A 12,089-nucleotide genomic window follows, 5' to 3' on the forward strand; every position below is an offset into this window, starting at 1 on the left:
ATGACCGGACTCAAGGGGCGGCTCACGCCCTACCTGCTCATCCTGCCGGGCGGGCTGTGGCTGACGGCGTTCTTCGCCATCCCGCTGATCTTCATGGCGTCGGTGTCGCTGATGACCGGCAACCTGATCGACGGGTTCACCCAGACCTGGCACTGGCAGAACTACACCGACGCCATCGGCACCTACGGCGACAAGATCGTCCGGTCGCTGTGGTACGGCCTGCTGGCCACCGCGGCGTGCATCGCGCTGGCCTACCCGGCGGCGTACTGGATCGCGTTCAAGGGCGGACGGCACAAGTCCACCTGGCTGTTCCTGCTGCTGCTGCCGTTCTTCGTGTCGTTCGTGCTGCGCACCATCTCCTGGAAGCTGGTGCTCACCGACAACGGCCCGGTGCTCGGCCCGCTGAAGTCGTGGGGGCTGCTGCCCGACGGCTTCCACGTCCTCGACAGCGGCTTCGCCGTGGTGTCGGGGCTGACCTACAACTTCCTGCCGTTCATGATCCTGCCGATCTACGTGGCGCTGGAACGGATCGACTACCGCGTCATCGAGGCCGCCTACGACCTGTACGCCGGGCGCTTCGAGGCGTTCCGGCGGGTGGTGCTGCCGCTGTCGCTGCCCGGCGTGTTCGCCGGAGTGATCATGACGTTCGTGCCGGTCACCTCCGACTACGTCAACGCCTCGGTGCTCGGCGGCCCCGGCAACACCATGATCGGCAACGTGATCCAGTCCGAGTACTTCACCCAGAGCAACTACCACACGGCCTCGGCCCTGTCGTTCGCCCTGATGGCGCTGCTGCTCGCCGGGATCTTCGCCTACGCCCGGGCGCTCGGCACCAAGGACGTCCTGGAGGCGGCAGCACGATGACCACCACCGTCACCTCCCCCGCCCCGGCCGCCCCGCCCCGGCCCCGCCGCCGCAACCCGCTGCGCGGCCGCGGCCTCCAGCTCTACACGATCCTGCTGGTCGCCTGGCTGGTCCTGCCGGTCGCCGTGATGATCCTGTTCGGCTTCAACGACACCTCCTCCAAGCAGAACTTCCAGTGGGAGGGCTTCACCCTCAAGTGGTACGCCCGCCTGTTCGAGAAGAAGGACCTCACCACCGCGCTGGTCAACTCGCTGACCATCGCGCTGCTCACCACCGTGTTCGCCACGGTGCTGGGCACGCTGGTGGGGCTGGCGCTGGGCCGCTACCGGTTCCGCGGCCAGGGCGTGGCGAACCTGGTGATGTTCGCCGCGATCTCCTGCCCCGAGCTGGTCATGGGCGCGTCGCTGCTGTCGATGTTCGTGGCGCTGGAGACGCCGCGCGGCTACCTGACGATCCTCGCCGCGCACGTGATGTTCTCGGTGTCGTTCGTGGCCATCACCGTGCGGGCCCGCGCCGTCGGCCTCGACCCCCGCATCGAGGAGGCCGCCAAGGACCTGGGGGCCGGGCCCCTGACCACGTTCCGGCTGGTCACCCTGCCGATGATCATGCCGGGTGTGGTGTCGGGCGCGATGCTGGCGTTCGCCCTGTCGGTGGACGACTTCATCATCACCAACTTCACCAGCGGCGCGACGCAGACGTTCCCGCTGTGGGTCTGGTCCTCCACCCGCACCGGCACCCCGCCCCAGGTCAACGTCATGGGCACGCTCATCTTCGCGGTGGGCGTCCTGCTGGCGGTGGTCAACATCGCGGCGTCCCGCCGCCGGGCCCGCAACACCTGACGCCCGCGACACCCCCCAAGGCCTCCCGACCCACAACTTCATAAGGAACCAACGGAAAAGAATCCTGGTCCGCGCCGGGCGAACGGTCCGGCGCGGACCGCCAAGGGAGCTGAAAGTGTGAACGCTCTAAAGGCGCTCACCCACGCTGAACCGTCCTCTTACTGGCTCACCGACCCGTCCCGGCCCGATCCGGGAGCCGCCCTGGCCGGGCGGGTCACCTGCGACCTGGCCGTCGTCGGCGGCGGTTACACGGGACTGTGGACCGCGCTGCGGGCCAAGGAACGCGACCCCTCGCTCGACGTGGTCGTCCTGGAGGCCGACCGGGTCGGCGGGGCGGCCTCGGGCCGCAACGGCGGCTTCTGCGCCGCCAGCCTCACCCACGGCATCGGCAACGGCCTGGACCGCTGGCCCGACGAGATGCCCGTCCTGGAACGCCTCGGCCGCGAGAACCTGGTCGCCATCGGCGAGACCCTCGAACGCTACGGCGTCGACGCCGAGTGGGAGCTCACCGGCGAGATGAACGTCGCCACCGAGGAATGGCAGATGAAGGACCTCCAGGAGGTCGCCGACCGGGCGGCCGAACTGGGGTGGCGTCCGTCGCTGCTCGGGACCGACGAGGTCCGCGCCGAGGTGAACTCGCCCACCTACGTGGGGGCGCTGTGGGACCGCGAGGGCGTCGCCATGGTGAACCCCGCCAAGCTCGCCTGGGGCCTGGCGGACGCGTGCCGTTCGCTGGGCGTGCGCGTCCACGAGAACACGCGCGTGACGTCGCTGCGCCGCGAGACCAACGGCGATCTCCGCCTCGGCGGCGCCTACGGGTCCGTCACCGCCCGGAAGGTCGCGCTGGGCACCGGGGTCTTCCCGCCCCTGCTGAAGCGGCTCAGGCACTTCCTGGTGCCGGTCTACGACTACGCGATGGTGACCGAGCCGCTGACCCCCGGGCAGCGCGAGGCGATCGGCTGGCGGAACCGGCAGGGGCTCGGCGACAGCGCCAACCAGTTCCACTACTACCGGCTGACGTCCGACGACCGGATCCTGTGGGGCGGATACGACGCCATCTACCACTTCGGCAACGACCTGCGTTCGGACCTGGAACGCCGCCCGGAGACGTTCGCGACGCTGTCCAAGCACTTCTTCACGACGTTCCCGCAACTGGAGGGCGTCCAGTTCACCCACACCTGGGGCGGCGTCATCGACACGTGCAGCCGCTTCTGCGCGTTCTTCGGCACCGCCTACGACGACCGCCTGGCCTACGCGGTCGGCTACACGGGCCTCGGCGTGGGCGCGACCCGGTTCGGCGCCGACGTCATGCTCGACCGGCTCGGCGTGGGCCTGGCCAAGGGCGAGGAGACCGAGCGCACCCGGCTGAGGATGGTCCGCACCAAGCCGGTCCCGTTCCCGCCGGAGCCCCTGCGGTACGCGGCGATCGAGCTGACCCGCCGCGAGATCGCCCGCGCCGACCGCAACGGCGGCCGCCGCGGACTGTGGCTGAAGACCCTCGACCGCTTCGGTCTCGGCTTCGACTCCTGACCGGAGGGTGAGGCGCGGTCCCCGCCGGGACCGCGCCTCACCTGCGTTTTCTCCCCCTTGTCCACCGATCGGTGGACAACGGATTCCACCGGTCGGGGCTGCCGCGCGGGACGGCCCGCACGCGAGCGTGGGGGCCATGAGAGACCTGACCGTACGCATGGCCCGGTGGAGCGCCGGGCATCCCTGGCGGGCGATCGCCGGGTGGTTCCTGTTCGTCGCGCTGTGCCTGGGCGCGGGCCTGGGGATCGGCTCCAACCCCGCCGCCACCGAGGACTACCGGATCGGCGAGGCCGGACGCGCCGAGGCCATCGCCGCCGAGGGCGGGCTGGCCCGGCGGCCGGTGGACCGGGTGCTGATCACCGCCCGGCCGGGCGCGACGGCCCTGGACCCCGCCGCCGCCGACGCCGCCGCCCGGGACGTCTCCGAGCGGATGCGGCGGCTGCCCGAGGTGAGCTCGGTGGCCGCGCCGGTCCGTTCGGCCGACGGCACGGCCGTCCGCGTGGACGTCACGATGCGCGGTCCGGAACTCGACGCCGCCAAGCACGTCGCGCCGCTGCGGGCGCAGACGGTCGAGGCGCAGCGCGCGCACCCGGGCGTGCTGATGGAGGAGACCGGCAGCCCGTCGGTCAGCAGCGGCGTCGCCAAGCTGCGCTCGGACGACCTGGCCCGCACCGAGATCATCGCGATCCCGATCACGCTGCTGACGCTGCTGCTGGTGTTCCGCTCGGCGGCGATGGCGACGGTGCCGCTGCTGCTGGCGCTGTCCTCGATCGCCGCCGCGGTCGGGCTGTCGGCGCTGGCCTCGCACGTGTTCCCGGACGCGGGGGTCGGCGCGAACATCATCCTGATGATCGGCATGGCGGTCGGCGTCGACTACACCCTGTTCTACCTCAAGCGGGAACGCGAGGAACGGGCCCGTTCCGGCGGACGGCTGGACTCCCGCGCCCTGGTGGAGCTGGCCGCCGCCACCTCGGGACGCGCCGTCGTCCTGTCGGGCATCGCCGTCGCCGTCTCCAGCGCCACCCTGTACCTGGCCGACGACGTCATCTTCTCCTCGATCGCCACGGCCGCGATCGTGGTGACGCTGGCCGCCGTGCTGAGCTCGCTGACCGTTCTGCCCGCCCTGCTGGCCGTCCTCGGGGCGCGCGCCGAACGCCGGGCCGCCCGCCGCGCCGCCAGGAGCGGGACGCGACGGCCGAAGGCCCGCGCGGGCCGCTTCACCGAGGCGATGCTGCGCCCCACCGTCCGGCGTCCCGGCGTGACCCTGGCCGTGTCGACGCTGGCGATGCTCGCGCTGTCCCTGCCGCTGCTCGGCCTGAACCTCACCGACATGGGCCAGGAGACCCACTCCCGTTCCATCCCCGCCATGCGGACCTACGACCGGATGAACCAGGTGTTCCCCGAGCTGAAGGCCAACCACCAGGTGCTGGTGCGCGCGGAAGGGACGGGCCGCTCCGCCGAGCTGACCGGCGCGCTGCGTGACCTCCAGCGCCGCGCCGCCGACGAAAGGATCTTCGCGGGCACGCCGGTGCTGCGCACCTCGCCCGACGGACGCATCGCGATGCTGCACCTGCCGGTCCCGCACTACGTGAGCGACAGGGCCGCGCAGGACTCCCTCGCCCGGCTGCGCGCCGAGCTGATCCCGGCCACCACCGGCCGCCTGTCCGGCGTCGAGACGGCGGTGTCGGGGGAGGTCGCCCGCTACGTCGACTATCCCGCGCACCAGAAACAGCGGCTTCCGCTGGTCATCGGGGCGCTGCTGCTGGTGACCTTCGCGGTGACGGCGTGGGCGTTCCGTTCGGTCGTGCTGGGCGCGGTCGGCCTGGCGCTGAACCTGCTGTCGGCGGCGGCGTCGCTGGGCGTGCTGGTGGCGGTCTTCCAGAACGACTGGGCGGAGGGGGCCCTCGGCTTCACCTCCACCGGCTCGATCGGGGCCCGGGTGCCGCTGTTCCTGTTCGTGATCCTGTTCGGGCTGTCGATGGACTACCAGGTGTTCGTGCTCAGCCGGGTCCGCGAGGCCGTGCGAAGCGGCGTCCCGACCCGCACGGCCGTGCTGGACGGCCTGCGCGCCTCGGCGGGCGTGGTCACCAGCGCCGCGTTCGTGATGGTGACGGTGTTCGCCAGCTTCGTCGGGCTGCACATCATCGAGATCAAGCAGATCGGGTTCAGCCTGGCGGTGGCGGTGCTGCTGGACGCGTTCGTCGTCCGCTCGCTGATCCTGCCCTCGCTGTTGCTGCTGCTGGGCGAGCGCACCTGGTGGCCGTCGCGCGGCGTCCGGCGGGACGGCGTCGTCGTACCGGCCCGGACCGACGCGACCGTAGGCTGATCGACATGGATGAACGGTCCGGAACCGGTCGGCTCCGCCGCTGGTACACCCTCGCCTGGGTGCTGTGCGGCCTGTGGCCCCCGGTGATCGCCGTGCTCGACGAGCCCGGACCCGCCAAGTACTGGTCGCTGACCCTGTCGATCGTGCTCGGCCTGGCCTACGCGGCCGTGGGGCGCCTCCCACGGCCGCTGGGCCCGCGCGTCTACCTGTGCGTCCTGGTCCTCGGCCTCGGCGCGCTGTCGCTGATGTCGGGCGGGGCCCCGCTGTTCGTGGCGGCGGCCCCGCAGTTCTGGTTCCTCGCCCGGCGGCCGCGCGAGGCCCTGGCCGCCAGCGGGGCCGGGGCGGCGGCCGTCGTCGTCGGCGGCCTCGTCGGGCACGGCCAGGTGGGCGCCGGTGCCGCCGTCACGGTCATCGCCTACATCGTGTCGGCGCTGCTGGGGCTGGGGGTGCACCGGTTCGTCCGGGACAACGAGGAGCGCACCCGCCGCCTGAACACCGAACTGGCCGAGACCCGGGACCAGCTGGCCGAGGCGCACCGGCGGCAGGGCGCGACCGAGGAGCGCGAACGCCTCGCCCGGGAGATCCACGACACCCTCGCCCAGGGGCTGGCGTCCATCGTCGTGCTGGCCGAGGCCGCCCGCACCAACCTCGACGGCGATCCCGCCCAGAGCGCCCGGCAGCTCACGTCCATCGAGAACACCGCCCGCGAGAACCTCGCCGAGGCCCGCGTACTGGTCGGCTCCGCGCCGCAGGAGGGCGTCGCGTCCGGCTCGGTGGCGCGGGCGCTGCGCCGCACGCTGGACCGGTTCGCCGAGGACACCGGCATCACCGTCACCGCCGAGCTGCCCGACGTCGAGTGCGACCGGCCGACCCGGATCGCGCTGCTGCGCTGCACGCAGGAGTCGCTGGCCAACGTCCGCAAGCACGCGGACGCCACCACGGTCGGCGTCGTGCTGGAACGGCACCCGCACGGCATCGAGCTGGAGATCACCGACGACGGGAAGGGCTTCGTGGTCGCGCGGGCGCGGGGCTTCGGCCTGGACGGGATGCGCCGCCGGATGGCCGAGCTCGGCGGCGAGCTGACCGTCACCAGTTCCGTCGGCGACGGCACCCGCGTGCTCGCCGTGCTTCCCCTCAGCGACGACCCGGAGGTCAGGTGAACGAACGGACGATCCGCGTCGTCCTGGTGGACGACCACGTCGTGATGCGCGCGGGGGTGGCCGCGCTGCTGGCCGCCGAACGCGGCATCGAGATCGTGGGCGAGGCGGGCGACGGCCGGGAGGGCGCCGAGCTCGTCGAGCGCCTGGAGCCCGACGTCGTCCTGCTGGACCTGCGGATGCCCGAGCTGGACGGGGTCTCCGCCACCGCCCGGATCGTCGCCGGGCCCGCGCCGACCCGGGTGCTGATCCTGACGACCTACGACACCGACGAGGAGATCGAGCGCGCCGTCGAGGCGGGGGCCGTCGGGTACCTGCTCAAGGACGCCACCCGCGCGCAGCTGGTCGACGCCATCCGCGCCGCGGCGCGGGGCGAGACCGTTCTCGCGCCGCGGGTCGCCGAGAGGCTGGTCGCCCGGATGCGCCGCCCCGCGCCGGTGACGCTCACCCCGCGCGAGGTGGACGTGCTGACCGCCGTCGCCGACGGCCTGTCCAACGCCGAGATCGGCGACCGGCTGTTCATCGGGGAGGCGACCGTCAAGACGCACCTGCTGCGCGTGTTCGCCAAGCTGGACGTCAGCGACCGCACGCGCGCCGTGGTCGTCGCGATGGAACGCGGCCTGCTGCCCCGCCGGGGATCAGTCCGGTGACGCGTCCTCGGCGCCGAAGATGACCGAGGAGACCTCCAGGTACAGCTGCTCCGGGTACGGCATGAACTTCACGTTCCGCAGCGCCTGCTTCTGGCCCGCCGACTCCATCACGAACTCGCCGTAGCCCAGCAGACGGCCCGTCAGCGAACGCTCCAGCTTGATGTCGGTGACCTTCGCCAGCGGCATCATCGCGACCGTGCGGTTCAGCACGCCCCTGATGACCATCACCCGGTGCTCGGTCACCAGGAAGAACTCGATCGACCAGGCGAGGACCTTCCACATCAGGTAGCCGAGCGTCACCACCCACAGCCACCACACCCAGGCCGTCCCGACCGCCGCGCTCAGCAGCGCGCACGCGACCAGCCCGACCACCACGACCGCGACCGGGGTCAGCAGCACGGCCGGGTGCCGCCGCACCGCGATGACGCGTCCCTCGTGGGACATGAGATACCGGTCAACGGTCCGTGATCCCGCGTCGCGGAAGACGACCATGTCCTGCACGTTCATCGCGATGTCCTCGTCATGATCTGTTGGTGTCAACGGTAGCCGACCCGGACGGCCCGGGGCAGTGCCCGCGCGGAGGGTTGTGGGCAACACCCCGACGACGGCCCGCCCCCCATCGAGCGCCGGCCCACCGTGTTCGCCGCGGTGACGGCAGGCGCGCGGCGCACGCCTGCCGTCCTCCGGCCCGGTCAGCAGTGGGCGGCCAGGTTCCACGGGGGCTGTGCCGCGATCTCGGCGGCCGTGGGTGCGCGCAGGCGCGCCCGGACCGCGTGGACGACGATCAGGTGATCGCGGTAGACCGGCCGCAGCGCGCCCCGGTTGGCCGTGAGGAAGGCGCGCACGTCGGCGGCGACGGGGGTGCGGCAGCGCGGCCGGCCGATCACGACGGTGTCCACCCGGCTCAGGTCGGCGGGAACCTGGTAGAGGACGGCGCCGGGCAGCGGTACGCCGGTGAACTCCCAGTTGTAGAGGCCGCCGGCCAGGACCTCTCCGCGCAGGTGGTGGAGCGCCATCACCTTCGGGAGGTGGGCGGTGCCGACCGGCCGTGCGTGCAACGTGCGCCAGGTGTCGGCTGCGGCCAGCCCTGCGGTCCAGGTGAGCGCGCCGATGAGCAGGGCCGCGGCACCCGACCGGACCCCGCGGGGGGCGGCGCGGCTCCGCCGGGCCAGGGCGGCGAGGCCGAGCGCGGCCGCCGCGATCGCCGCCGGCAGCCACATCGCCCAGTAGAAGCCCAGGACCACTCTCGCGAGAAAGCAGTGGAACAGCACCGGCGCGACCAGCGCGGCGGCGCACCAGCCGACCAGCCGGTCCCGGCGCAGGACCAGGGCGGCCACCCATCCGATGACGAGTACGCCGACCACCACCGATCCGAGGCCGTGCCCGGCGAACCACAGGTTCGCCCACCAGGGCGGGTGGGCGGTGACCCGTCCGGCAAAGCCGATCAGGTGGCCGTCCTCCACGTGCTTCAGCTGGTACTCCAGCAGGAACCGGATGCGCGGCAGCGGGTTGCCGAGCGGCAGGTACAGCGCGACGAACGTCAGCGCGGACAGGGCGCCCGCGGCGACGGTCTGCGCCAGCCGGTCGATCAGCTCGCGCCGCTCACGCAGGACGAGCACGAGGCCGAGCAGCACCGGGCCGACCAGGCCGAGGAAGCCGTTCGCCTTGGCCCCGGCGGCCAGCCCGGCGAGCACGCCGGCGGAGGCGGCCCAGCGCCAGCCGGCACGTCCACGGCGCTGGAACCAGAACCACCCGGCGGCCACCGCGCCGACCGCGAACAGCTCCGCGACCGGGTCGAGCATCGCGTACCGGCCGAAGCGGTACTCCACACCGGGGATGTGGGTGGGGACGAGGGTGATCAGCGCCCCGGCGAGCAGGCCGGTCCACCTTCCGGCGACGCGGCCGATCCAGCAGCCGAGCACGACACCGGTCGCGAGCGTGCACGCGGCGGCGACCAGCCGGGCGGCGGTCAGGCTCGGGTGCCCGGCGATCACCTGGGCGATCCCGAACAGGTACTTGACCAGCGGCGGATGCTCGAAGTTGTCGACCGTGAACTCGGCGGCGGGGCCGAGCGGAAGCTGCTGGCCGTGCAGGTAGCGCCAGCCGGCCGTGACATAGACCAGCTCGTCGACCAGGTGCCTCGGCACGGCGAGATTGGCCAGGTTCTGGACCGCGGCCCACAGCGACACCGCGACGAGCGCGGCCGGGAACGCGCGGCCGCGAAGGCGCGCGGGCATCTTCGGCCCCGCGACCACCGGGCGCCGGGGCGGCGCGGTCACCATGCCGGTCATATCCGGCTCACCCGCGCGGGCCACCGGCAATGCCGGTCTCCTCGTGGGCGAACCCTTCTGCCGACATCCCCCTGAACGATCACTTCCACCCCGAACCCCCGTAATCCGGTGCCCCCTAGCACGGAAGTCAAGATCGTAAAGGGCGGATGATCAGTTCGTGGCCGTTTCGTGGTATTCCGGTGACACCCGACCACGCGCCGGTCCTGGGACCAAGGCCCCGGCAGCGGCCTCCCGACACCCCGACCCCGTCATCGGGTTCGCGGACGTCGGGCTCGATCTCGGCCTCGGCGCGGCCCGGCTCCTGGAAGGAGGAGACGTGGAACTCCTCCTCCCCGCCCATCCGCGCGAAGACCTCGCCGGGGCGGGGTCCGCACGACCGAGACGTTGTCCTCCACGAGGTCGAGCATCTGGTACGCGTCGGTCGCGACCGGGCTGGAGGAGCGGCCGTAGCCGCGGGCCTCGGAACCGTCGTCGGAGCTCGCGCCGTGTCAGGGGAGCGTGTTGTTTCCGTTGGTCTTGTGCGGGGGGTGATCGGCGACGGAGGATGGCGGCATGGACGGCACGAAGGTGCCCCACCCCCGGGCGGGCGACGGAGGGCCCGGGGCGGGGAACGGCGGGCCGCGGGGCGCGCGCGGGGAGTTCGTGTCCGACGTCACCGGGCGGCCGGTGTGGCGGCTGCTGCTGCGCGGGCTCGGCGTCTACCTGCCGGGGTGGCGGCCCCCCGAGGGCGCGTCGCCGGTGGCGGGCGTGACGGTCGGGCCGCCGGCGTTCGTGAACGGCGGGTCCGGCTTCGGCCTGCACCTGCCCGCCCGGCGCGAGGGCCTGGAGCCCGACCGGGAGATCTACGTCCGGGGCCGCGAGGACCCCAGCTTCGGCATCGTCATCGCCGGGCCGTCGGAGGCCGTCGGCAGCCGCGTGGTGGACGCCGAGGGGCTGGTGCGGTTCGCGCGGCGGCTGACGTTCGAGGAGCTGTTCGAGAACGGCGACCCCAAGTCGGTGCCGTACGCGGTGCGCGCGGCGCGGGCGGTGCAGAACGTGGTGTTCCTCGACCGCGCCGCCGGGGTGGGGCTGTGCGCCGAGGTCGATCCGGCGGGCGGGGCCGTGTGGTGCCCGGTGCTGGTGCGGATCGGGGCCCCGCACGAGCGGACCGTGCGGGCCTACGGGTTGGCGCCCCAGACGGTCAGGTCCCACAGCTGATGGGACGGCAGGCGGCGCAGGCGCTCGGCGGCGGCTGAGGGGTCCCAGAACACCTCGTCGCTCTCCAGCTCCAGCGACTGGGCCGGGGTGAGGATCGCGCACAGCAGCTCGTCGCGGGTGCGCACGGCCATCAGCGGCCCGATCTGGGCGACCGCGCCGCCGCTCTCGTACAGGGTGCGCAGCAGCGCCTTCAACGCCACCTCGTCCTCGGGCGGCCGGACCGGGCTGACCCGCTGGGGGAGCGCGCCGCCCGGCTCGCGGGACAGGCCGCCGGGCCCGCCGTTGCGGGGCAGGTCCGCGCCGGTCGAGATGAGCACGGCGGTGAACGCGCCCGCCAGGTCGTCGGAGTGCTGGCCGCCGAGGAAGTAGCGGCGGCGTTCGGGGGAGCCGGGGGCCGTCCCGTCGGGGCCCTCCACGGTCCGGAACCGGATCTCCAGCCGGCCGGCCAGCACCGACCGCTCGTACACCTCGGTGAGGATGTCCTCCAGCGGCGCGTCGCGCGTCCACAGCCGCCCGGTCGCGGTGACGGCCGCGCCGCCGTTGCCGCGGTGGCCGGTCAGCGCGGTGGTGACGGCGTCGTCGAGGCTGCCCTCGGTGAACTGGAGCAGCTCGGCGACGACGTCCTCGACGTCCTCCAGCGTGCGGGTGAGGGTGCGCTGGAGCTCCAGGATCTCCGCGCCGCTGCGTTCCAGGTCGGTGAGGCGGTCCAGGGCGGTGTCGACCTTGCCCTCCATGGTGGCGGCGCCGGTGGCGGTGACGGTGCGGACCGAGGTCTCGACCTCGCCGAGCTTGCGGCGCAGCGCGGCCAGCGTGACGCGCTGCTGCTCCAGCTCGTGCAGCCGCCCGGCCTGGGCGCGGACGAACTCGTCGGCGTGGTGCACGACGGTCGCCAGCTCCTCGACGCGGTCGGTGTTGTGCCGCAGCCGCGAGTCCAGGGCGGGCAGCACCTCGCGCTTGACCTTCGACAGCTCGGCGGTGAGCTGCTCGCCGACCGTCACCAGCACGCTGTTCTGCTTGGTGACCTGCTCGTTCAGCTCGTCGATGCGCCGGACGAACGCGCGCTGCTGGTCCCGGCTCTGCTTGCTCGCGTACAGTTCGAGCGCCCCGACCATGACGCACATCACCACGAGGATGGCGGTGGTCATGGCGCCGTCTGGCCGGGCTCGGGGAGCGACACGGTCGGGAGCTGGTGAGTGAGGAGGGAAGGTCGGGCGTCACGGAGCCGGGGGCCGCCG

Annotated in this window: 10 protein-coding genes; 7 read left to right on the plus strand and 3 right to left on the minus strand. The window is 72.9% G+C overall.

The window, feature by feature from the left end:
• From HNR61_RS04875 to HNR61_RS04900, 6 genes are all read left to right on the plus strand, one after another.
• Complete coding sequence (locus tag HNR61_RS04875) at nucleotides 1–864, plus strand: ABC transporter permease (protein ID WP_067828266.1); 864 nt, start codon at nucleotides 1–3, stop codon at nucleotides 862–864.
• Nucleotides 861–1,703 carry an ABC transporter permease gene (locus HNR61_RS04880; protein WP_182841817.1) on the plus strand — a complete coding sequence of 281 codons (843 nt, stop codon included), beginning with the start codon at nucleotides 861–863 and terminating at the stop codon, nucleotides 1,701–1,703. Before HNR61_RS04875 ends, HNR61_RS04880 begins: the two co-directional genes overlap by 4 nt.
• A gap of 117 nt (nucleotides 1,704–1,820) precedes the next feature.
• Nucleotides 1,821–3,233 (plus strand): NAD(P)/FAD-dependent oxidoreductase, encoded by a 1,413-nt coding sequence (locus tag HNR61_RS04885; protein WP_182841818.1) that lies wholly within the window; start codon nucleotides 1,821–1,823, stop codon nucleotides 3,231–3,233.
• A gap of 136 nt (nucleotides 3,234–3,369) precedes the next feature.
• Nucleotides 3,370–5,559: an MMPL family transporter gene (locus tag HNR61_RS04890; RefSeq protein WP_182841819.1), complete on the plus strand. Its 2,190-nt coding sequence runs from the start codon at nucleotides 3,370–3,372 to the stop codon at nucleotides 5,557–5,559.
• A gap of 5 nt (nucleotides 5,560–5,564) precedes the next feature.
• Nucleotides 5,565–6,719: a sensor histidine kinase gene (locus HNR61_RS04895; RefSeq protein WP_182841820.1), complete on the plus strand. Its 1,155-nt coding sequence runs from the start codon at nucleotides 5,565–5,567 to the stop codon at nucleotides 6,717–6,719.
• Nucleotides 6,716–7,366 (plus strand): response regulator, encoded by a 651-nt coding sequence (locus HNR61_RS04900; protein WP_182841821.1) that lies wholly within the window; start codon nucleotides 6,716–6,718, stop codon nucleotides 7,364–7,366. Before HNR61_RS04895 ends, HNR61_RS04900 begins: the two co-directional genes overlap by 4 nt.
• On the opposite strand, the gene HNR61_RS04905 is transcribed toward HNR61_RS04900, so the two are convergent.
• Both HNR61_RS04905 and HNR61_RS04910 read right to left on the minus strand, forming a co-directional pair.
• Entirely contained in the window at nucleotides 7,355–7,873 is a 519-nt protein-coding gene (locus HNR61_RS04905; protein WP_182841822.1) for a PH domain-containing protein, read from the minus strand. The two genes, HNR61_RS04900 and HNR61_RS04905, sit on opposite strands and share 12 nt — an antisense overlap.
• A gap of 185 nt (nucleotides 7,874–8,058) precedes the next feature.
• Nucleotides 8,059–9,657: an ArnT family glycosyltransferase gene (locus tag HNR61_RS04910; protein ID WP_182841823.1), complete on the minus strand. Its 1,599-nt coding sequence runs from the start codon at nucleotides 9,655–9,657 to the stop codon at nucleotides 8,059–8,061.
• A gap of 552 nt (nucleotides 9,658–10,209) precedes the next feature.
• Here HNR61_RS04910 and HNR61_RS04915 point away from each other — a divergent pair.
• A complete protein-coding gene (locus HNR61_RS04915) occupies nucleotides 10,210–10,854 on the plus strand; it encodes a hypothetical protein (RefSeq protein WP_246441950.1) in 645 nt (214 codons plus the stop codon).
• Here the strand turns inward: HNR61_RS04915 and HNR61_RS04920 are convergent.
• Nucleotides 10,815–11,999, minus strand: a complete 1,185-nt coding sequence (locus tag HNR61_RS04920; protein ID WP_182841824.1) for a hypothetical protein — start codon at nucleotides 11,997–11,999, stop codon at nucleotides 10,815–10,817. The two genes, HNR61_RS04915 and HNR61_RS04920, sit on opposite strands and share 40 nt — an antisense overlap.
• Nucleotides 12,000–12,089 lie beyond the last annotated feature (90 nt).

Source organism: Actinomadura kijaniata, assembly GCF_014138665.1.
In the GTDB taxonomy this organism is placed as follows: domain Bacteria; phylum Actinomycetota; class Actinomycetes; order Streptosporangiales; family Streptosporangiaceae; genus Spirillospora; species Spirillospora kijaniata.